The following is a 20584-nucleotide window of genomic DNA, read 5'->3' on the forward strand; positions in this document are numbered from 1 at the left end:
GGCAGAAGCCGTCCGTGACCGACTCCTGCCCGCTACACTCCCACCCGCTCGACGTTTCCCCAGGTCAAGCCACGAAGTGCTGCTGGAGTACTAGGAGGTGCACTCGGTCGTGATCAAGGAAAGCTGGTGAGATCCCTGATCCGGACCATCGCGGCGCGGGGGTGAAGGCCGGCGCGGTAGTTCGCAGGCGTCTTGTCGTGCCGGGTGGCGATGCCCCGAAACCCATGCTCGCCCCCGTTGACCAGAGGCTCGACGGTGGAGCCGGAGCGATGGGCGATGCGGCGAGCGGGTGAGGCGGTGACCTTTCCGCACGTGTGCCGCGGTCATCGCTCACCGTCCTGCGGGAGCTTGAGGTCCCACCCCACGCTCCCTCCTGGGGCACCTCCCATGCGCTTGCGCAACTCCCTGGCCGCCGGTCTCGGCGCCCTGCCCGCGTCACCGGCCTCGGCCGCCGTGGGGTCTTCGGTTACACGTACGTCGGCCCCGACGATGTGAACCTGGGCGGTGCGCTGATGGCCCCGGAGAACGGGGTGTGCGTCAACATCCCCGACACGGTCGGCAACAACGTCGCCGCCCTGCGGTTCCGCTCCGTCGTCCTCAGCTGCCCCCTTCGCGTACCAGCCCCCTCTCTCGCGCCGCTGGCCGCCGGGCGCTCCGATCGTTCAGCCTGCTCAAGAGGTGGCTGGTGAGAGGCCGGTCGTGACGTGGGGTTCCGGGCCGAAACGTTGGCGATAGGCAGAGGGGGTGAGTCCCGTCTCCCGGCGTAGCAGGGTGCGCAGGTTGGCCGGGGTGCCGAGCCCGCTGTGGCGGGCGATGGCGTCGATGCGGGTGTCTCCGCGTTCGAGGAGCCGGCGGGCGAGGGTGACGCGCTGCGCGGTCAACCATCCGAGTGGTGTGGTGCCCAGTTGTGCGCGGAAGCGCCGGTGCAAGGTGGTGGTGCTGACGGCCGCCTCGGCGGCGAGGTCCGCGACCGTGAGGGGGGAGTCGAGCCGCTCCTGGGCCCAGGTCAGGAGCGGAGCGAGCGATTCGTCGGGCAGGTCGGGCATGGGGCGCTCGATGAACTGCTTCTGACCTCCGTCGCGGTGGGCGGGAAAGACGAGTCGGCGGCTGATGGTGTTGGCGGTCTCCGCGCCGTGGTCGCGGCGGATGATGTGCAGGCCTAGGTCGAGCGCGGCGGCGCTGCCGGCGGAGGTGAGGATGCTGCCGTCGTCGACGAACAGGACGTCGGGTTCGACGCGGACGGCGGGGTAATGGGAGCGCAGGAGTTGCGCGCACTGCCAGTGCGTGGTGGCCCGCCGCCCGTCGAGGACCCCGGCCTCGGCCAGGGCGAACGCGCCGGTGCAGAAGGAGACCAGCCGGGCGCCACGCCGGTGGGCGCGGCGTATGGCGTCCAGTACGGCGGGGTGACGGGGACGGTCGACATCCGGTCTGCTCGGGACCACCAGAGTGTCGGCGGCCTCGGCAGCTTCGAGGCCGGCGGCTTCTGTCAGGGTGAAGAAGCGTCCCCGCATGACCGAGCGATCACCTGGCGAGCAGAGTGCGAACTCGTAGAGTTCTCGACCCAGTTCGGGCCGCGGTAGACCGAAGAGTTCGGTGGCGCAGCCCAGTTCGAACGGGTTGGTGTTCTCATCCACGAGGACCGCCACGCGGTGCGGGCGGGGCCCAGCGGGGCCGTGGAAGGATTCTTGCGGCATGTGCATGTTCTAGCACTCACGTTCCGGGGTGGCGGGGCTCCACAATGATCGTCGAGTAGGCGGGTCTTCGTCACCGCGGCTGCGTACGACTCCCGGCCTGCGCTCTTCAACACTTCGACCCGGAAGGGAAACGCACACGCATGCCATCAATTCGACGAGCATCGATCCTGGCGGGGATCACGGCGGGGATACTGGGGCTGACCGCTTTACCAGCCGCAGCAGCCCAGAACCGCACCCTGACGCTGGATGCCAGTGACCCGCTGGCGGCGAAGGCCCTGCAGATCTGCTACGACGCGCACGAGATCGGGCCGGCGGTCCCCTGGCAGGACATCGACTGCAAGATCGGCTACGCCCCGACCGCCTACCAAGCCGCGCCCGGGCCGGAACACCCGGTCGGCGACCGCGTCCTCAACTACGCGTCCACGACGGTCACCCACACTCTGGCCTGGTCGGACACGGTCACGAGCTCGGACAGCTTCGAAGTGAGTACCTCGGTGAAGGCCGCCGTCTGGGGCGCGGCGGAGGTCGCGGTGACCGCCAAATACACCAAGACCTGGACGCGGTCGAGCACTGTCTCGCAGACGAACAGCCTCCCGGTCCCGGCCTGCAACGTCGGCTGGTTCAGCAGGGCCGCGGAGATGGGCACCGCCACCGGCGACCTGCGCCTCGATTTCGCGTCCGACGCCAAGATCAGGAGCGGCACCAAGAAGAGGTACCGGCACGTCGTCATCAAGAACAGCACCTTCAGCGCACCCACCGGCAAGAACGACTCCCTCATCGCTCGCTCCCGCGCGATGACGGCCGAGGAACGCACCGCCTGCGCCTCCTGATGCTCGCCCGCCCGCGCCGAAGGGGGCGCCTCCAGGCGCGGTGCGGGCGGTAGGCCCTCGCCGCATTCGGTCGCGGGCCCCCGAGCGCCGAACGACTTCGGACTTCGTGCTCGATCCCACCGGGAACCTTTCCCCTCACCTCGATGAGCCCGTCCTGCGAGCCGCACCGGCGCGGACCGGTGCGGCACCGCCAACGCCACCAGGCGCTCCAGCGACCGCGCCTGCCCCGAGTCGTGCGGCTCGCGCCGGGTGCTGGGCCTTGGCTCCCTTGCGTACTGCGGGCGCGGTACCGGGCGGGCTCCGCCGTACTCCCAGCGGAGGTACCCGGTTCCGCCTGGGGACGGCCGGGGAGGAGGGCTTCGGCGCATATGGTTCATGCATGCAGATCCGACTCCCCCGGCGCCGCCGGCGCCTGTTGGCGGCTGCTGCTGCCGCCCTCACCCTCACCACCGGGGCGGGCATCTGGAGCACGGCCGCTTCCGACGGCCAAGCACCGGTCCGTAGGCAGGACCGGGTGGCGCAGATGCCGGACGCCGGAATCGACACCTCGTACTTCACCACCCTCGGCGGCGGCAGACGTCCCGCCGTGCTGTTGGGCCACGGTTTTGGCGGGAGCAAGGAGGACGTGCGTCCGCAAGCCGAGCGGTTGGCGCGGGCCGGGTACGCGGTGCTGACCTGGTCGGCCCGGGGGTTCGGTGCCTCCGGCGGCAGGATCGGACTCAACGACCCTGATCACGAGGTCAAGGACGTTTCACGGCTCATCGACTGGCTGGCCGGGCGCCCCGAGGTGCAGCTCGACTCGGCGAACGACCCGCGGGTCGCCGTGGCGGGTGCCTCATACGGCGGCGCGGTCGCACTGCTGGCGGCGGGCCACGACCGCCGGGTGGACGTGATCGCCCCGCAGATCACCTACTGGAACCTCGCGGACGCCCTCTTCCCTCACGGCGTCTTCAAGAAGCTGTGGTCAGGGATCTTCTTCACGTCCGGCTCCACCAACACCACTTCGACCGGGCGCTCCGCCCCGAGGGTCGCCGGCGAGCCCGGCTGTGGCCGCTTCGAAGCAGAACTGTGCCGGATGTACCAACGGATCGCGGTGTCCGGCAAGCCAGACGCCGCGGCGCGTACGCTCTTGGAAGCGCGTAGCCCGTCGGCGGTCGGCGACCGGATCCGGGTGCCAACGCTGATCGTGCAGGGGCAGCGGGACTCCCTCTTCCCCTTGGACCAGGCCGACCAGATGGCCCGCGTGATCCGCGCGAGCGGCGCCGCGGTGGCTGTCGACTGGGTAGCCGGCGGCCACGATGCGGGGGTTGCTGAGACCGATCGTCTGGAGCGGCGGACCATCGCATGGTTCGACCGGTACCTCAAGCGGGACCAGGAGGTGAGCACCGGACCCGCCTTCCGGATCAGCCGTACCGGCGGAGTCGACTCCACCAACGGCACGGCCCAACTGCGCGGGGCGAGCGCCGAACGCTATCCGGGGCTCTCGGCCGGTACCCGGCAGGTGGCGCTCACGGGGCGGGAGCAGCTCTTCGCCAATCCGGCAGGTGGTTCCCCGCCCGCGCTGTCCGCCCTCCCGGGGCTCAGTGGCGCTCTGGGGCAACTCTCCTCGCTGGGTGCCGGGTTCTCGCTTGACTTCCCGGGGCAGTACGCGCAGTTCGATTCGGCCCCGTTCGATGAGGAAGTGCGGATCACCGGCTCCCCCACGGCACGGCTCTCCGTGCGCTCGGGAGCGGCGGACGGCTCGGCCGTGCTTTTCGCCAAGCTGTACGACGTGGCGCCGGACGGCCAGCGAGTGCTGCCCGGTCAGTTGGTGGCACCCTTCCGGGTGGAAGACGCGCGGCAAGGCAGCACGGTGGAAGTGAGACTTCCCGCGGTGGACCACGCAGTGGCCGCGGGGCACCGGCTGCGGCTCGTGGTCGCTGCGACGGACCTCGGCTACGCGTCGCCCACCGTGCCGGCCGACTACACGGTGGCTTTGGAGGGCGGCCTGGCCGTCCCGGTGTTCGACGGCCTGCGCACGTCCAGCGCCGGGTACCCCTGGTGGACCTGGGGGCTGCCGTTGGCGGGGACCTTGCTGGCCGCCGCCCTCGGCATCGGGGCCCGTCGCAGCAGGCGAGCCCCGGCGCCCGACCCGGCGCTCGCCGAGGTGCCGTTGGAGATCGTCGGACTCACCAAGCGCTATGCGAAGTCGGTCGACCGGTACGCCGTGCGGGAACTCTCCTTCCGGGTGGAGAAGGGACAGGTGTTGGGCCTGCTCGGACCCAACGGCGCAGGCAAGACGACCACGTTGCGCATGCTCATGGGTCTCATCCGTCCGGACAGTGGCGAGATCAGGGTGTTCGGGCACGCGATCCGTCCCGGAGCCCCGGTGCTCTCGCGGGTCGGCGCTTTCGTGGAGGGCGCAGGTTTCCTGCCGCACCTTTCGGGTCGGGCCAACTTGGAGTTGTACTGGCAGGCCACCGGCCGGCCGGCGGAGGACGCCCAGATGGAGCGAGCTCTGGAGATCGCCGGCCTCGGCGACGCTCTGGAGCGGGCGGTACGGACGTACTCACAGGGCATGCGCCAGCGACTGGCGATCGCTCAGGCGATGTTGGGCATGCCGGACCTGTTGATCCTGGACGAGCCGACCAACGGCCTGGACCCGCCGCAGATCCGGGAGATGCGTGAGGTGATGATCCGCTACGCGGCCGGTGGTCGTACTGTGATCGTCTCCAGTCACCTGCTGTCTGAAGTCGAGCAGTCCTGCACCCATCTGGTGGTCATGGACCGCGGACGCCTGGTGCAGGCGGGGCCGGTACAGGAGATCATCGGGGGCGGTGACACGCTGGTGGTCACCCTGTCGGAGCCCGTCGGCTCCGGGCTGCCCGAGGGCGTCCCGTCGCATTCCGCGCACTGCGGGGAGTCGAGGGAGGTACTCGCCGAGAAGGTGGCCGCGCTGGAGGGCGTCAGCTCGGCGAGGGTCACGGATGAGGGCCTCCTGGTGCAGTTGGACGCAATGAGCGCCACCGCGTTGATCGGTGAACTCGTCCGGATGGGTGCACCGTTGAGCGGTGTCGGGCCGCACCGGCGCCTGGAGGACGCGTTCCTCACATTGATCGGAGGACCTGCGTGAGCACGCTGATGGAATCCGCCGGCGGCTACCGACCGCAGCACACCCTCCCGCTGCGTGTGGAGGCCCTGCGCCAGTGGCGCCGGCGCCGCACCCTGGTGATGGGGGCGGTCTTGGCGGCCTTGCCCTTCGTGCTGGTGGTCGCCTTCGCGATCGGCGGAGAACCGGGTGGTGGCCGAGGTGGTACCAACCGGGTCACCTTGATCGACACGGCTACCGCGTCCGGCGCCAACTTCGCGGCGACCGCCCTCTTCGTCTCTGCGGGGTTCTTGCTGGTGGTCCCCGTGGCCCTGTTCTGCGGGGACACGGTCGCCTCCGAGGCGAGTTGGTCCTCGTTGCGCTATCTGCTGGCGGCTCCCGTCCCCCGAGCTCGACTGTTGTGGAGCAAGCTGGTGGTGGCACTCGCCTTCAGTCTGGCGGCGATGGTGCTGTTGCCGATGGTCGCCCTGGCAGTCGGTACGGTCGCCTACGGTTGGGGCCCGTTGCAGTTGCCCACCGGTGGTGCGCTGGCGGCATCGGACGCGGTGGGTCGGCTCGCCCTCGCGGTCGCGTTCGTCTTCGCCTCCCAACTGGTCACAGCAGGTTTGGCGTTCTGGCTGTCGACGAAGACGGACGCACCACTGGGCGCGGTGGGCGGCGCCGTCGGACTGACCATCGTGGGCAATGTGCTGGACGCGGTCACCGCCCTGGGGTCGTGGCGGGAGTTCCTGCCCGCGCACTGGCAGTTCGCTTGGGCCGACGCGCTCCAGCCACAGCTGGTGTGGGACGGCATGGTGCGCGGGGCGGCGGTGTCGGTGGCGTACGCACTGGTCTTCTTCGCCTTGGCCTTCCGTCACTTCGCCCGCAAGGACGTCGTCTCCTGAGGCCGGCCCGGGCCGGAAGGCCGAACGCCGCCATGCGTGAGCGGGGAAACCGCAACATCCGGGGCTGGTGGGCGGCTTCGAAGGCGACTGAGCCCGAGGGTCGGCCGGCGCCTGGTCCTTGACCTCGAAGTGTCTCGGGGCGGCTGCGACCGCTACTGGCCCTGCGCGCCCAGGGCGAAGAGCAGGTAGAGGAAGGCGGCGAAGAGGTGGCCGGCGAAGAGGTAGGCGAAGAGGCGCACCACGAGTCCGCGGGGGAACTTGGACTCGATGGAGCTGCGCACGGAGCTCCGCGTCGCTTCGGTGGGCGCCTGTTCGCCGCTGTGGGACTCTGACATGGGTTGGGTCTCCTCGTTGGGTCCGTGAGCCGGACGGGTTCAGTCCCCGCGGCGGTCGCCGCCGAGGCAGAGTCCGGCAGCCGTGCTCTGCAGCAGCGTGTGGACGAACAGCAGCTCGGTACCACCGGGTGCGGCTGCCGCGATGCGATGGGGCGTGAGGGAGTCGAAGTGGGCGCTGTCGCCCTCTTCGAGGAGGTGCTCGGCGTCCCCGAGGTGCAGGCGCAGCGGCCCCTTGAGCACGTACAGCAACTCTTCGCCGGGGTGGACGCGGACGAGGTCGCCCTGGCTGCCGCCGTAGGGGACGCGGACCCTGAGGGCCTGCATTCCCCGCGCGGAGCCGCCCGCCTGCCAGTAGGTCCAGCCGTCCGCTTCGCGGGCCCGCTGCCCGGCGGCTCGTACCACCGGATCGGCGGCCGGCGGCGTTTCGCCCAACAGTTCGGATACGGTCGTACCGTAGGTGCGGGCCAGCCCCAGCAACATCGGTAGCGAGGGTTGTCGTCGCCCGGTCTCCATCCGAGACAGGTGGGCCGGGGAGATACGGGCTCGGGCGGCTGCCGCCTCCAGGGTCAACCCGGTGCGACGGCGCAGTTCGCGCAGCTTGGGAGCAACGATCGGCAGCTCGTCGGTCATGGGTCCATTGAGCCAGAGCATTACCCCAAGGGCAAACTTCTTTGCCTTAGAGGTAAAGAGACTTCCCATCGGTCACACGTTCGATTTATGGGTACCCTTTGGGCATGTACGCACCGCTCCAGGGCTCCCTCTTCGACCAGGCCTCGGAGGTCCACCTCGGCCCCCTCTCCGGCATGCGGCGGCAGCGTCTAGGGAACGGCGCCTGGATCGACCAGCTACCGGGATGGCTGAGCGGCGCCGACGATCTGTTCGAATACCTGGCCACCGAGGTCCCCTGGCGGGCGGAACGCCGCCAGATGTACGAACGAGAGGTGGCCGTACCCCGCCTGCTCGCCTCCTACCGCGAGGATGATCCGCTTCCACACCCGGTCCTCACCGAGGCACGCCAGAGCCTGTCCCAGCACTATGCCGCCGAGCTCGGCGAAGCGTTCGCCACCGCCGGACTGTGCTTCTACCGCGACGGCAGGGACAGCGTGGCCTGGCACGGCGATCGGACCGGACGTTCGTCCCGCGAGGACACCATGATCGCCATCCTTTCCGTAGGTGACCCGCGCGACCTGGCGCTCCGGCCACGCGGGGGCGGTCGGGCCAGTCTGCGGCTACCACTGGGACACGGCGATCTGGCCGTGATGGGCGGATCCTGCCAGCGCACCTGGGAACACTCGATCCCCAAGTCCGCCCGCGCCGTGGGCCCGCGCATCAGCATCCAGTTCCGCCCGCGCGGCGTCCACTGAGCCACGAGCGACACACGGCCGGTCACGCCGTCGATTCAGCACGTCACCACAGGGCCGGCCGCCGATGCGCCCAGGGCCGGGCCGCCTCCAACTGGGCGGCCAGGGAGATCAGCAGGGAGTCCTCCCCATAGCGACCACCGAACATGACCCCGATGGGCAGCCCCTCGTCGGTCCAGTGCAGGGGCACACTAACCGCCGGCTGGCCGGTGGCGTTGTAGAGCGGGGTGAAGGGAGTGAAGGCGGCCAGCGCATCGAACTCAGCCGCCGGATCGGCGTCCACCCGCAGCGAACCGACCGGAGCCGGCAACTGGGCGAGCGTGGGCGTGAGGATCACGTCATAGGTGGAGAGAAGCGAGTCGGCGATCAGCTGACCGAAGGCACGGAAGACGTAGAGCCCTTCGCTGAAGTCCGTGCCGCTGACCCGTCGCCCACGCTCGCGTAGATGACGGGTCAGCGGCATCAAGAGCTTCTCGTCCCGCTCGGGCACCGGACGGGCAACGGCCATGACGGACCAGACCTGTTCGAAGGCCTGACGAATACGCCCGTCCGCCGGCAGGGCCATCTCCTCCACGTGGTGACCGAGGTCCCTCAGCAGGCCGATCGCCGCCGCATGGGCAGCCAGGCACTCCGGATGCACCTGAACCCCGGCCACTGGCGCAGTGGCCAGGGCCACCACCCGCAACGGGGCACCGGGCTCCCTTCCGGCCGCGGCGAGGAAGCTGTCACCGGGTGGGAGCGAGGGGGCGCCGTAGGGATCACCCGACATGGGTCCGGCCAGGACGTCCAGCAGGGCGGCGGCGTCCGCCACGGTGCGGGCGAGCGGGCCGGAGGTGCTCAGCCCACTGACGTCATGGAGCACCGGACCGGCGCTGACCCGACCACGGCTCGGCTTGATGCCGAGGAGACCACAGACCGAGGCGGGGATCCTGATCGAACCGCCACCGTCGGAACCATGGGCGAGCGGAGCCAGGCCGGCGGAGACAGCCGCCGCCGCACCCCCCGAGGATCCACCGGCGGAGCGCTCCAGGTCCCAGGGAGTCCTCGCGGGTGGCGCGAGCTGGTTCTCGGTGTAACACGGGAGCCCGAACTCGGGGGTGTTGGTCTTTCCGAGCAGGACCGTGCCGGCCGCACGCATCCGGACCGCAATATGGTCGTCGATGGCCGGGACGTGATCAGCGAAGGCCTGGGAGCCGAAGGTACAGCGCACGCCCGCCACCTGATGGAGGTCCTTGATGGGGACCGGGACGCCGTGCAGCGGCCCGAGTCCGACCCCCCTCCCCTGGTCCCGGCGTGCAGCGAGGGCAGCCGCCTCCGCCCGCTCCGCCTGTTCGCGGGCGAGTTCGGCGGTGACCGTCACATAGGCGCCGACTCGACCATCGAGCCGTTCGATCCGTTCGAGGTAGTGCTCGGTGAGCTCCGTGGGCGAGACCTCGCCCGCCCGCACCGCACGCCCTTAGTCCAGTGCTGTCAGATCGTGCAGTTCGGCCATGGTCACCCATCTCCTCGCACAGTGGTCGCCAACGATCCTCGCACTACCGAGCGGTAGCCGCCATGGGCCATCCCCAGCTCACCAGTTGGTCTAGACCTTGACAGGTACAGACCATTCCGCTTGAGTGGGTGCGCCGGTCGCGTTCGACAACTCCCCCCACCCAAGGAGCAGTTACATGATGCGAACACTGCGCAAGCGCCTCTTCGCGGCACTCACCACCACAGCTGCGGCAGCCGCCCTCCTGGTCTGCCTGCCCACCTCCCCCGCTGCCGCCACCAGCTGCGCGAGCCCCTGGAACGCGACCTCCGTCTACACCGGCGGCATGAGCGCCTCATACGCGGACCACAACTGGCAGGCGAAATGGTGGACCCAGGGAGAAACCCCCGGCACCACCGGGACATGGGGTGTCTGGGCGGATCAGGGCGCCTGCGGGGGAGGCACCGACCCCGGTCCCGGGCCGGACCCGAACCCGTCCGGATTCGTCGTCAGCGAGGCGCAGTTCAACCAGATGTTCCCGACCCGAAATTCCTTCTACACCTACAGCGGCCTCAAGGCAGCCCTCTCCGCGTACCCCGCCTTCGCCACCACCGGAGGTGACACGGTGAAGAGGCAGGAAGCGGCGGCCTTCCTCGCCAACATCTCCCACGAGACAGGCGGGCTGGTCCACATCGTCGAACAGAACCAGGCCAACTACCCCCACTACTGCGATGCCGCACAGCCCTACGGCTGCCCGGCCGGCCAAGCCGCCTACTACGGCCGTGGACCGATCCAACTGAGCTGGAACTTCAACTACAAGGCCGCCGGCGACGCCCTCGGAATCAACCTGCTCGCCAATCCCTACCTGGTCGAGCACGATGCGGCCGTGGCCTGGAAGACCGCCTTGTGGTACTGGAACACCCAGAACGGACCAGGCACCATGACCGGTCACGCCGCGATGGTCAACGGACGCGGATTCGGTGAAACCATCCGCTCGATCAACGGCGCCCTGGAGTGCAACGGAGGCAACCCCTCCCAGGTGCAGAGCCGCATCAACAACTACCAGCGCTTCACCCAACTACTGGCAGTCCCCACCGGAAACAACCTCAGCTGCTGAGCTGACGCTGACGCCACAGATGACGCCCCAAAGGAGCGGCGGCCGAGGAGGACCGGTCGCCGCCACCCTCGACAACCAGGCTTGGGATAAAGGTAGTTACTAGTGAGTTCTGCACGGCCCACTGATGATGCCTGTGACTGTCGAGCCGCCTTCTCCCCGTGACACCGTTGGGTTCAACGCCGAACGAGGGAGCGGGTGTGAACAAGGGCTACGCCGTATTCTGCGACGCGGACCGGTACTTCTACGACGCGCCGCACCGGCTGTCCGGCGAGGGACCGACAAGCAAAGCACCGGAATACCCGGCAGCAGGCCTCCCGGTACCGGACGGCTGGCAGTCGCACCGCACCGGCGACTGGTTGGCCCTGCGACCGATCCGCCACGAACTGCCCGCCCAAGGCTGGAAGATCCACGTCACGGCCCGCCTGACCAACGCGGAATCCATCTTGGACCGGGTACGAACCTACTGCCTGGAGCGGCAGATCGCGTTCAAGTTCATCCCCAGCCGCTACCTCCTGCACACCCGCAACGCGAAGTACGCCGACCGCGCGGGAAGCGGCAAGTTCATCACCGTCTACCCGGCGGACGACCACCAGTGCGAGACCATCGCCCACGACCTCGATGCCCTCCTGCGCGGCGAGGACGGCCCCTACATCCTCAGCGACCTGCGGTGGGGCGACGGCCCAGTCTTCCTCCGCTACGGCAGCTTCACCCAGCGCTACTGCTACGACGAGCGAGGAGAGCTCCGTCCAGCCGTGGCGGACCCCGAGGGCCGGCTCGTACCCGACCTGCGCGGGCCGGCCTTCCAGACGCCCGACTGGGTGCGGCTGCCCACCTTCCTCCAACAGCACCAGCAGGCCCGAGCCGCGACCACCACAAAGGGGTTGCCCTACACCATCGAGCGGGCCCTGCACTTCTCCAACGGCGGCGGGGTGTACCTGGCCCGTGATCCGCGCACCGGGAAGCAGGTGGTCCTCAAGGAGGCCCGCCCGCATGCCGGGCTGGCAGCGGACGGCGCGGACGCCGTCACCCGCCTGCACCGCGAGCGCAGCGCCTTGGAACGGCTTTCCGGCTCGGGGTGCACCCCCGAAGTCCGCGGCCACTTCACCATCGGCTCGCACCACTTCCTCGCGCTGGAGCATATCGAGGGCAAACCCCTCAACAGTTTCTTCGCCCGCCGACACCCGCTGATCGAGACCGAGCCAAGCGCGGCCCAGCTCGCCGAGTACACCGCCTGGGCGCTGCGGATCTACGCTCTGGTCGAGGACGCCGTGCAAGCGATCCACGCGCGGGGAATGGTCTTCAACGACCTCCATCTGTTCAACATCATGGTCACACCTGACGAGTCCGCGGTGGTGCTGCTCGATTTCGAAGCCGCCGCCCACGTCGACGAGGGCCGTCGCCAGACCGTCGCCAACCCGGCCTTCGTGGCCCCCGCGGACCGGCGCGGATTCGCCGTGGACCGCTACGCCCTGGCCTGTCTGCGACTCACCCTGTTCCTTCCCCTGACCACCCTGCTCGCGGTCGACCGCGCCAAGGCGCGGCATCTGGCAGAGATCATCGCGGAACAGTTCCCGGTACCGCGGGAGTTCCTCGACGAAGCAGTACGGGAGATTCTCGCAACCGGGGCGGAGGGTGCCCAGGAGCAGAGCAGTCCACCCTCGGCCACCCGCTACCTGCCCGTGGAACCCGCCGACTGGCCGCGCAGCCGCGATTCCCTCATCCAGGCGGTCCTCACCTCCGCCACACCCGAACGCGAGGACCGCTACTTCCCCGGGGACATCGCCCAGTTCGCCGCGGAGGGCGGTGGCCGCTCCTTCGGCTACGGCGCCGCCGGAGTCCTGTACGCCATGGCCGCCACCGGCGGACCGCCCTGCCCGGGCGGGGAAGAGTGGCTGCTTGAGCACACCAAGGAGACGGCCTCCGGTACTCCCTTGGGGTTCTATGACGGTCTCGCCGGGGTCGCCTGGACACTGGAGCACCTGGGCCACCCCGAACGCGCTTTGGAACTAGCCGAGTTGACACTTGCGCGCCCCTGGCACAACATCTCACCCGACCTGCACAGCGGACTCGCGGGCCTGGGTCTGGCCCTTGGCCATCTGGGCGACGCGCTGGGCGAGCCCACCCTCAACGAAGCGGCGCAACGCTGCGTGAGCCTGGTCTGTCGTGCTCTGCCCGAAGTGCAGCGTGCAGGCCTCCTGTACGGCGCGTCCGGCGGTGCCCTGCTTCTGCTACGACAGTACGAACGCACCGGGGACACCACACTCCTCGACGCGGCAGCAGCCGCCCTGGCCCAGGACCTCGACCACTGCGTCCACAGCGCTGGTGGAACCCTCCAGGTCAACGAGGGTTGGCGGACGATGCCCTACCTCGGCGCCGGTAGCGTCGGGATCGGCATGGTGCTCGACGACTATCTGGCGCACCGCCCCGACGAGCGCTTCGAACAGGCCAGAGCCGATATCGCGCGGGCAGCCCAGGGCACCTTCTACGCCCAGCCCTCGCTGTTTCGCGGGGTCGCCGGCATGGTGCTGCACCTGGCCCGGACCACCTCTACGGGCGTCGGCGCACCGGGTGAAGCCGTCGCCCGCCAGATCTCAGCGCTCAGCCGGCACGCACTCGCGTACCAAGGTCATCTGGCCTTCCCCGGCGAGCAGATGATGCGGCTCTCCATGGACCTCGCCACCGGAACCGCCGGCTGTCTGCTCGCCCTCGGCAGTGCCGCCGACCCAGACGGGTCCGCCCACCTGCCCTTCCTCCCGCCGCTCCGGCGGCCCCAGAACCGGTTCTGATCTTGCGTCAGGACCGTGAAATGCACCACCCGTTCCACCGCACGACACCCATCCAGTGGCACAAACCGAGAGGAACGATCATGAGCCTGCTCGACCTCCAGTCCATGGACACCCCGAAGGAAGACGTCTCCGCCGAGGTTGTCCTGGGCGCTGACAGCCGAGCCAGCCTGCTCCTGTGCGGCGACAGCAGCCTGAGCATCACGACCTGCCTCTGACGCCATCCGGCGTGTGGCTGAACAGCACACGCCACTGAGCGGATCTGGGCCCCGGGCGGCTTTCGTCGCCCGGGGCCCTTCCCATAGGAGGAGGACGACACCCCTCATGACCTCCGGCCCGTCGGCCACTGACGCCGACAGCGTCCTACGAGCAGCAGCCCGGCACAGCGCCGGCCGCACCACCTCGATCCTGTTGTGCTCCACTGGTTCGGCGGCGGCTTCCCTGGCCGAGCCCCTCGTGCTGGGACGCAGCGTCGAACTCCTGCTCGCGGACGCCCCCGGGGCAGCCCGCTGGACCCTGTGGTGCGCCCTGCTGATCGTCGTGGATGTACTCCTGGACGCGACGGTCGCCTGGCTCACCGCGAGCACCGGTGCACGCTCCACCGGATGGCTGCGCCGCCGCGGCATCGCCCGACTCCTCGCCACCTTCCCGCACCACGCGGCCCGGATCGCTCCGGGTGACCTCTCCACCCGAATGACCGCGCTGGCCACCGAGGCCGGCACGGTCCCAGCAACTGCCGCCAGCGCCCTGTCGACCCTGCTCGCACCCGTGGGAGCGCTCATCGCACTGTTGCTGGTCGACCTGTGGACGGCACTCGCGTTCGTGGCCGGACTGCCCCTGCTGCTCCTGCTGCTCCGTTCCTTCGCCCGTGACTGCGCCGACAGCGTCACCCGATACCAGCACCACCAGTCCACCATCGCTGATCGCCTGCTCGAAGCCCTCGCCGGTGCCCGGAGCATCGCCGCCGCGGGCACCATCGAACGAGAGCGCGAGCGCATCCTGGCAGGGCTGCCCGAGCTGTCCCGAGAAGGACGGCAGATGTGGCGGGTCTACGGTGGAGCCGTCGCCCGCAGCGGAGTGCTCCTACCCCTTCTGGTGTGCGTGGTGCTCGCCGTCGGCGGGACCCGTCTGACCTCGGGAGCCATCAGCGTGGGGGAACTCATCGCCGCGACCCGCTACGCGGCCATCGCCGCAGGCGTCGGCGCGGCCACCGGCCTGTTGGGCTCCCTGGTCCGAGGAAGAAGTGCAGCAGGTCGAACCGCGGAAGTGCTGAACCTGCCCACGATCGTCTACGGGACGGCCGCCCCGGCGGCGCGCGGTCCCGGCGCCCTGGAACTGCGCGGGGTGAGCGTCCACCGGGACGGGCGTCCCGTGCTGAACCGGGTGGACGTGAGCATTCCAGGAGGCTCCACCGCTGCCGTGGTGGGTCGCTCCGGGTCCGGCAAGTCCGTGCTGGCCGCCGTGGCGGGCAGACTGACCGACCCCGATGAAGGACAGGTCCTGCTCGACGGGGACCGTCTGGACTCGTTCGCAGCCGCGGAACTCCGTCAGGAGGTCAGCTACGCCTTCGCCCGCCCAGCGCTCTTCGGAGCCGACGTCCGCTCGGCGCTTTCCTTCGGCGCCGTGGCCCCGAACGAAGCCGAACTGCGCGCGGCGGCCCGCGCCGCGGGGGCGGCCGACTTCATCGGCCGACTGCCCGATGCCTACGCCACCTCGCTCTCGCGAGCCCCCCTCTCCGGCGGGGAGCTGCAACGCCTCGGGCTGGCCCGCGCGTTCGCACACGCGGGTCGGCTGCTGGTGCTGGACGATGCCACGTCGAGCCTGGACACCGTCACCGAGCGCGTCGTGGAACGAGCCCTGGCCGAGCAGGTACGCGCCGGTACCCGACTACTCGTGGCACACCGCCTCTCCACAGCAGCCCGCTCCGACCTGGTGATCTGGCTCGAAGACGGCAGGGTGCGCGCCAGCGGACCACATCACCTGTTGTGGGCCCGCGAACCCGACTACCGCGGCGTGTTCGCAGCCCGGACCCCGCACGGAGAGCCGGAGCAGGACCCGTCGTCCGCCACCGGTCAGGGCGCAGTGGACCCCACCGAGCCAGTAGGTACCTCGCCGGGGGTGGGACGGTGAACACAGGCACCCAGCGCCACACGGGCATCGAGTCGAGTCCGCTCCGCGGTGTCCTGGCCGAGGGCTGGCGCTTCCTACGGGGGCGGCGACGCACCGTCTTCGCGCTCGCCGCCTGGTCGGTTCTGGAGTCCTTACAGACCTTCCTTACCGGATACGGCGTCGCGCGGGCGCTGGACGACGGCTTCCTGGCGGGGCGAAGCGGCATCGGTCTGGCCTGGTTGGCAGTGGCTGGGGTCGCCGCGCTCGTGGGTGGCATCGGCGTGCGCGGGGTGTTCACGGGCATCGCTGGCCTCGCCGAACCGCTGCGTGACGGGCTGGTCAGACGAGCGGTGGCACGAGCGCTGGCCCGGGGGGTGTCCGATGCCTCCGCCACGGCGGACCAGGGCGTGGTCTCCCGGGTCACCCATCAGAGCGAGATGGCCCGCGACAGCTTCGCGGGACTCCTGCTCACCGCGCGTTCCTTCATCTTCACCGCGTTCGGCGCGATCGGTGGGCTGGCGGCGCTCGCTCCGGAGCTCTTGCTCGTCGTGCTCCCGCCCTTCGTCCTGGGGCTGGCCCTCTTCCTGGGCACCCTGACTCCCATGGCTTCCGTGCAGCGCACCTTCTTGGACACCGACGAACTACTCTCCACCGGTGTCGCAGCCGCCAGGTCGGGCCTGCGCGACGTGGTCGCCTGCGGTGGGGAACATGCGGTCGGCCGACCCCTGGAGCGCTTGGTAGACGAAGCCGAGCGCCTCGCCCAACGGCTGGCCAGATGGGCAGCCGTGCGCAGCCTGGCACTCGGTGCCGCCGGCAGGCTGCCGGTGATCGCCCTGCTGGCGACCGCGCCCTGGCTACTGGACCGAGGTCTGACCGCGGGCACGTTGCTCGGTGCGTTGACCTACCTCATGCAGTCGCTGCTGCCTGCTCTCCATGCCCTGATGGCCGCCCTGGGCGCCGCCGGCACGCGCTTGCTGGTGGTGCTGGAGCGCTTCGGCCCCGATGCGACCCGACCGGTGCCCGTCGCCGCCCCCCAGGGGGAGCGCCCACCCGCGGGCAAGGGACCGGACGCCGCCCCGGCGCAGCGCGGCGGCGGCGCGGCGAAGATCCCGGCTGTCGAACTGCGCGGGGTGCGCTTCGCCTATGGCCCCAAGGCACTACCGGTGTTGGACGATCTCGATCTGACCGTCCAGCAGGGCGAGCACCTGGCAGTCGTCGGTCCCAGCGGTATCGGCAAGTCCACCCTGACGGCACTGCTCGCCGGGCTCCTCACGCCTGACCGCGGAAGCGTCCTGGTGGCGGGCAGTCCCGCCGCCCGCCACCAGGGGCCGGTCACGGGCGCACGCAGCACCCTGTTGCCCCAGGAGGCCTATGTGTTCGCCGGGAGCATCAGAGAGAACATCAGCTACCTGCGGCCCGCGGCTGAGCGCGGACAGGTGAGCCGCACACTCGACCTTCTGGGCCTGGGCCCGCTGGTCGAGCGGCTGGGCGGGATGGACGCGGTGCTCCGCCCCGGCGACTTGTCGCAGGGCGAACGCCAGTTGCTCGCGCTCGCGCGGGCCCATCTGTCCGCCGCGGAGCTCCTCCTCCTCGACGAGGCGACCTGCCATCTGGACCCGGTGGCGGAGGAGCGCGTGGAGCGTGAGCTGGCTGCCCGGCCCGGCACGCTGTTCGTGGTCGCGCACCGGGTTTCGTCCGCCGTGCGGGCGGACCGGGTGTTGGTGCTCGACGGCACCCGAGCGGTGTGCGGCACCCACACCGAGCTACTGGAGAGCTCAGCGCTCTACCGGGACCTCGTGGGCCTGTGGCACCCGCCGCAGCGCCGGGACGTTGCGGACGGGCCCCTTTCCACCTGAGCGGATCCCAGCTGGAAAGGGCCCAGCCGCCCACGCGTTCGCCACGATGGGGCTTGGCCAAGACCAGGCAGTGGGTGACGTGCGGGGCGCGACGGGTAGTCACCGTACACCTGCGGTCGGTGGTCAGGGCTGCCCGGTTCGGGCCGCGCAGCGCTCTCGACCGGGCCCGTCGCCTCTGGCTTCGTTCTCGGATTCCCCTCGGCCCGGTGTTGTGCTGTGCGGCGGCTCGTCCGGTGGCTGTGTGTCGAGGCAGTGCGCCCGCGGCGAGGCCCGCCCGGTCAGCCGTCACACCCAACCGGCCACCTGGGATATGCGGATCGCGTCGATGCGGTTCCGGGCTCCGACCTTCCGGGTGGCAGCCGCCATGTAGTTGCGCACCGTGCCCACCGACAGATGCAGACCGCGGGCTATCTCGGCGATCGAGTCTCCTTCGGCGGCGCGTGCCAGAACGCTGAGTTCCCTGGGGCTCAGCGGCATCCTGGAGGCCTCCAGGAACCCGAAGCCCAGGGACTCGTCGACGAACTGTTCGCCCTTGGCCACCTTTCGGACGGCCTGCACCAGGCGCGTCGGGGAACCGTCCTTGTCGACGTACCCGAGGGCCCGGGCTTCCACCGCCTTGCGCAGCGAGCCGGGGCGAGCGGCAGTGGCGAGCACCAGCAGCGCGGTGGGGCGGCCGAGTGCCGGGCCGCCGCGCTGGTTTCCCTCCTCCCAGAGCACCATCGCGCCGGGGCAGTCCGCGTCGACGACGCACACGTCCGGGCGTAGCGACGCGATCTGACAGGTGGCGCTGTACCAACCTCCCGAGGCCACGTGGAACGAGGCTTCGGTTCTCAGCAATGCCGCCAGTGCCGACCTCAGCAGATTGACGCTGTGCAGCACCAGAACGCTGGTCATCAGCTGTCCCCCTCCGGACCTGCGACCCAAGACCTGCCGTCTACCATCCTCCGGTACCTGATGCCAATGCCCCAAGGTCGTAACCGATGAACGTGAGTTTGGGGAGCAACGGGGGCGCCCAGGTTTACCCTCGGCGCTCCCTGGTGCGGCAGTGCGCAGGGTGTGCGCCGGGTCCGGCTGGCCACGGGGGGGGGGGGGGGGGGGGGGGGGGGGGGGGGGGGGGGGGGGGGCGGCGGCGGGGGGCGCGGGGGCCCCCCCCCGCCCCCCCCCCCCCCCCCCCCCCCCCCCCCCCGTCCCGTGTTGGAAACAGCCTCGGCTCCGACCGGGTTCCTGATCAGTCGGCCGGGCGTCGGCCGAGCCCGCTGCTGGCACGGGCTGCCGCCGTGGCCGACATGGCCACGCCCAGCAGCAGAGCGACGGCACCAACGATGACGTTGCTCACCACGCTACGGGTGGTTGCCACGTCACCCGCCACGGCCCAGGGAGCCACGATGGTCCAGGCACCGATCACGATGCCCGCCCATGCCATGGAGTGGGTGCGTTCGTAGGCGGGGCCGAATCCACCCATGACCAGGGCGTACGCCGCACCGGCGATCAGATTGCAGATAGCCAGAGTGGTCAGACCGCTGAAGCCGACGATCCAGGGCGATGCCGCGAGGTAGAGGCCGGTGAGCAGCCCCAGCGTCTCGATGGCTTGCGCCTGCGGGGTCGTCGTCGCCCGCTCGAACCGGGAACGCATCTCGGCTAGGTCGGGGTGCTGCTCAATACTCTGATGGATGGACATGGCGCCACCTCCTGGTGAAGCACTTATCTACCCTTTATTACTTATGTAACGCTTGTCCATAGGGCATGGTCAATGGGTACCGAACCTTGACCTTCCACGCCGTCCCCGGAAGTCGCCCCCGCGCCGGCGCGGGTTCCGCACACCCTCCGCCCTTCCGCCTCCCTCGCGTCGGGCGCGCCGACGTCCACAGGACCGCCGCCGACCGCTCTCCTGCCGATCGCCAGGAGAGCGGTCGGCGGCGCCGATCTGCCTGCCCCCGTCACATTCACCTCGCGGCATCCGTCATAGGGGCAGACACACAGCGCGCGTTCAGGCGCGGAACGAGGAGGTCCCCGGTGAGCGGTCACACGTTCAAGCACGACATGACGATGATGTTCGCGATCCATGACGCGTTGCGGCGCGAGCTGGAGCAGATCGCCCAGATCACTGCACGGACCACGGACGACCCCTGGCAGATCCTGCGGACGGCGGTCGGCTGGCAGATGTTCAAGGACTACCTGCACGTCCACCACGGCGCCGAGGACACCGTCCTTTGGCCCGCGATTCGGCAGGCAGTCGCGGACCGGCCGGCGGAACTCGCGGTCATCGAGGCGATGGACGCCGAGCACGAGGCCATCGACCCCGGACTCGCGGCGGTCGACGCAGCGCTGGCCGACCGGGAGGGGGGTCCGGAGCGCCTCGGAGAAATCATCGGACGCCTGGTGGCCGGCTTGGGGGGACACCTACGGCACGAAGAGGACGAGGCGTTGGCGCTGGTCGACGCCTATGCCACCGATGAACTGCTGCGACGCTTCGGGGCGGAGCACGGCACCCGGATCGGCGCCGCCGGCAACCCGGCATACCTCCCCTGGCTGCTGGACGGAGCTGGCCCCCGAACCACTGCCGCGGTGCTCGGCCGCCTCCCGGAACCGCTGCTCGCCGCCTACCACGAGGAGTGGCAGCCGGCGTACGTGAAGCTCGACCGCTGGGGCGTGAAGAACGGCTCGGCCATCGGCTGACGACGGCGCGGCAGGCAACCCGTGCGGCCAGCACATCGGTGACCACCCCCGTCGATCGGGCCAGCACCTGGAATCCACAGGTGCGGACCTTGACGCTATGCGCCACCGCTCGTGACCTCGTCACGGCCTGCCGGAAGCGATGGCATCACCTGGAACGGACCCGGCGCGGGGCTGCGCACAGCGGCACGAGTAGGCAGACACCAATCGGGCGCTTTCCTCCATCGTTGACGACCGGTGGAGGAGAGCGCCACGCTCGTCGGTGGTGACCTCGTCGGGGTGGGCCGGGGCGGCGCCGAAGTAGGGGCTCGGCGGCACATCGGCCTCTCGACCGCGAGCAGCGATTGACATGGTCACGCTAATTCCACAGGATGACCGTCATACGG

Annotated in this window: 16 protein-coding genes; 10 read left to right on the forward strand and 6 right to left on the reverse strand. The window is 70.1% G+C overall.

Features of this window, described 5'->3' with window-relative positions; translation table 11 throughout:
* Window positions 1-671: 671 nt before the first annotated feature.
* Window positions 672-1694 (reverse strand): GlxA family transcriptional regulator, encoded by a 1023-nt coding sequence (locus tag ACFYMC_RS23765; RefSeq protein ID WP_388528630.1) that lies wholly within the window; start codon window positions 1692-1694, stop codon window positions 672-674.
* 140 nt (window positions 1695-1834) lie between these two features.
* On the opposite strand from ACFYMC_RS23765, the gene ACFYMC_RS23770 reads away from it, so the two are divergent.
* The 3 genes from ACFYMC_RS23770 to ACFYMC_RS23780 all read left to right on the forward strand — a co-directional run bounded on the left by ACFYMC_RS23770 (window position 1835) and on the right by ACFYMC_RS23780 (window position 6496).
* Window positions 1835-2524: a hypothetical protein gene (locus ACFYMC_RS23770; RefSeq protein WP_388528632.1), complete on the forward strand. Its 690-nt coding sequence runs from the start codon at window positions 1835-1837 to the stop codon at window positions 2522-2524.
* A gap of 379 nt (window positions 2525-2903) precedes the next feature.
* Window positions 2904-5636 (forward strand): alpha/beta fold hydrolase, encoded by a 2733-nt coding sequence (locus ACFYMC_RS23775; RefSeq protein ID WP_388528634.1) that lies wholly within the window; start codon window positions 2904-2906, stop codon window positions 5634-5636.
* A gap of 8 nt (window positions 5637-5644) precedes the next feature.
* Window positions 5645-6496 carry an ABC transporter permease gene (locus ACFYMC_RS23780; RefSeq protein WP_388528711.1) on the forward strand — a complete coding sequence of 284 codons (852 nt, stop codon included), beginning with the start codon at window positions 5645-5647 and terminating at the stop codon, window positions 6494-6496.
* A 152-nt stretch (window positions 6497-6648) separates the two neighbouring features.
* Here ACFYMC_RS23780 and ACFYMC_RS23785 read toward each other — a convergent pair whose 3' ends face one another.
* Together ACFYMC_RS23785 and ACFYMC_RS23790 are read right to left on the reverse strand one after the other, a co-directional pair.
* Window positions 6649-6831: a DUF6126 family protein gene (locus tag ACFYMC_RS23785; RefSeq protein WP_388528636.1), complete on the reverse strand. Its 183-nt coding sequence runs from the start codon at window positions 6829-6831 to the stop codon at window positions 6649-6651.
* Between the two features lie 39 nt (window positions 6832-6870).
* Window positions 6871-7461: a helix-turn-helix domain-containing protein gene (locus ACFYMC_RS23790; RefSeq protein WP_388528638.1), complete on the reverse strand. Its 591-nt coding sequence runs from the start codon at window positions 7459-7461 to the stop codon at window positions 6871-6873.
* Between the two features lie 104 nt (window positions 7462-7565).
* On the opposite strand from ACFYMC_RS23790, the gene ACFYMC_RS23795 reads away from it, so the two are divergent.
* On the forward strand, window positions 7566-8195 hold the full coding sequence (locus tag ACFYMC_RS23795) for an alpha-ketoglutarate-dependent dioxygenase AlkB (protein WP_388528640.1): 630 nt from the start codon (window positions 7566-7568) through the stop codon (window positions 8193-8195).
* A gap of 43 nt (window positions 8196-8238) precedes the next feature.
* On the opposite strand, the gene ACFYMC_RS23800 is transcribed toward ACFYMC_RS23795, so the two are convergent.
* Window positions 8239-9639 carry an amidase gene (locus ACFYMC_RS23800; RefSeq protein ID WP_388528642.1) on the reverse strand — a complete coding sequence of 467 codons (1401 nt, stop codon included), beginning with the start codon at window positions 9637-9639 and terminating at the stop codon, window positions 8239-8241.
* A gap of 220 nt (window positions 9640-9859) precedes the next feature.
* Between ACFYMC_RS23800 and ACFYMC_RS23805 the strand changes: the two genes are divergently transcribed.
* From ACFYMC_RS23805 to ACFYMC_RS23825, 5 genes are all read left to right on the forward strand, one after another.
* Window positions 9860-10777 (forward strand): glycoside hydrolase family 19 protein, encoded by a 918-nt coding sequence (locus tag ACFYMC_RS23805; protein ID WP_388528643.1) that lies wholly within the window; start codon window positions 9860-9862, stop codon window positions 10775-10777.
* Between the two features lie 197 nt (window positions 10778-10974).
* Window positions 10975-13563, forward strand: coding sequence for a class III lanthionine synthetase LanKC (gene lanKC / locus ACFYMC_RS23810; protein WP_388528645.1), 2589 nt, complete (start codon window positions 10975-10977; stop codon window positions 13561-13563).
* Between the two features lie 80 nt (window positions 13564-13643).
* Window positions 13644-13778: a SapB/AmfS family lanthipeptide gene (locus ACFYMC_RS23815; protein WP_388528647.1), complete on the forward strand. Its 135-nt coding sequence runs from the start codon at window positions 13644-13646 to the stop codon at window positions 13776-13778.
* A 106-nt stretch (window positions 13779-13884) separates the two neighbouring features.
* Window positions 13885-15690, forward strand: coding sequence for an ATP-binding cassette domain-containing protein (locus ACFYMC_RS23820; protein WP_388528649.1), 1806 nt, complete (start codon window positions 13885-13887; stop codon window positions 15688-15690).
* Window positions 15687-17525 (forward strand): ATP-binding cassette domain-containing protein, encoded by a 1839-nt coding sequence (locus tag ACFYMC_RS23825; protein ID WP_388528650.1) that lies wholly within the window; start codon window positions 15687-15689, stop codon window positions 17523-17525. Before ACFYMC_RS23820 ends, ACFYMC_RS23825 begins: the two co-directional genes overlap by 4 nt.
* Before the next feature lie 285 nt (window positions 17526-17810).
* Here the strand turns inward: ACFYMC_RS23825 and ACFYMC_RS23830 are convergent, their stop codons facing one another.
* Complete coding sequence (locus ACFYMC_RS23830; protein ID WP_388528652.1) at window positions 17811-18419, reverse strand: DNA-binding response regulator; 609 nt, start codon at window positions 18417-18419, stop codon at window positions 17811-17813.
* 334 nt (window positions 18420-18753) lie between these two features.
* Window positions 18754-19203 (reverse strand): SPW repeat protein, encoded by a 450-nt coding sequence (locus ACFYMC_RS23835; RefSeq protein WP_388528653.1) that lies wholly within the window; start codon window positions 19201-19203, stop codon window positions 18754-18756.
* Between the two features lie 335 nt (window positions 19204-19538).
* Here ACFYMC_RS23835 and ACFYMC_RS23840 point away from each other — a divergent pair, with 335 nt between their 5' ends.
* A complete protein-coding gene (locus tag ACFYMC_RS23840) occupies window positions 19539-20201 on the forward strand; it encodes a hemerythrin domain-containing protein (RefSeq protein WP_388528655.1) in 663 nt (220 codons plus the stop codon).
* The last annotated feature ends 383 nt before the right edge of the window (window positions 20202-20584 follow it).

Origin of the sequence: Streptomyces sp. NPDC006879, from assembly GCF_042869595.1 — a bacterium.
Lineage (GTDB): Bacteria > Actinomycetota > Actinomycetes > Streptomycetales > Streptomycetaceae > Streptomyces.

Excerpts from the sequence above, each read along its gene's own strand:
- ACFYMC_RS23765 (WP_388528630.1), bottom strand. The coding sequence starts at position 1,694 with ATGCCGCAAGAATCCTTCCACGGCCCCGCTGGGCCCCGCCCGCACCGC.
- ACFYMC_RS23770 (WP_388528632.1), top strand. The coding sequence starts at position 1,835 with ATGCCATCAATTCGACGAGCATCGATCCTGGCGGGGATCACGGCGGGG.
- ACFYMC_RS23775 (WP_388528634.1), top strand. The coding sequence starts at position 2,904 with ATGCAGATCCGACTCCCCCGGCGCCGCCGGCGCCTGTTGGCGGCTGCT.
- ACFYMC_RS23780 (WP_388528711.1), top strand. The coding sequence starts at position 5,645 with ATGGAATCCGCCGGCGGCTACCGACCGCAGCACACCCTCCCGCTGCGT.
- ACFYMC_RS23785 (WP_388528636.1), bottom strand. The coding sequence starts at position 6,831 with ATGTCAGAGTCCCACAGCGGCGAACAGGCGCCCACCGAAGCGACGCGG.
- ACFYMC_RS23790 (WP_388528638.1), bottom strand. The coding sequence starts at position 7,461 with ATGACCGACGAGCTGCCGATCGTTGCTCCCAAGCTGCGCGAACTGCGC.
- ACFYMC_RS23795 (WP_388528640.1), top strand. The coding sequence starts at position 7,566 with ATGTACGCACCGCTCCAGGGCTCCCTCTTCGACCAGGCCTCGGAGGTC.
- ACFYMC_RS23805 (WP_388528643.1), top strand. The coding sequence starts at position 9,860 with ATGATGCGAACACTGCGCAAGCGCCTCTTCGCGGCACTCACCACCACA.
- ACFYMC_RS23815 (WP_388528647.1), top strand. The coding sequence starts at position 13,644 with ATGAGCCTGCTCGACCTCCAGTCCATGGACACCCCGAAGGAAGACGTC.
- ACFYMC_RS23820 (WP_388528649.1), top strand. The coding sequence starts at position 13,885 with ATGACCTCCGGCCCGTCGGCCACTGACGCCGACAGCGTCCTACGAGCA.
- ACFYMC_RS23830 (WP_388528652.1), bottom strand. The coding sequence starts at position 18,419 with ATGACCAGCGTTCTGGTGCTGCACAGCGTCAATCTGCTGAGGTCGGCA.
- ACFYMC_RS23835 (WP_388528653.1), bottom strand. The coding sequence starts at position 19,203 with ATGTCCATCCATCAGAGTATTGAGCAGCACCCCGACCTAGCCGAGATG.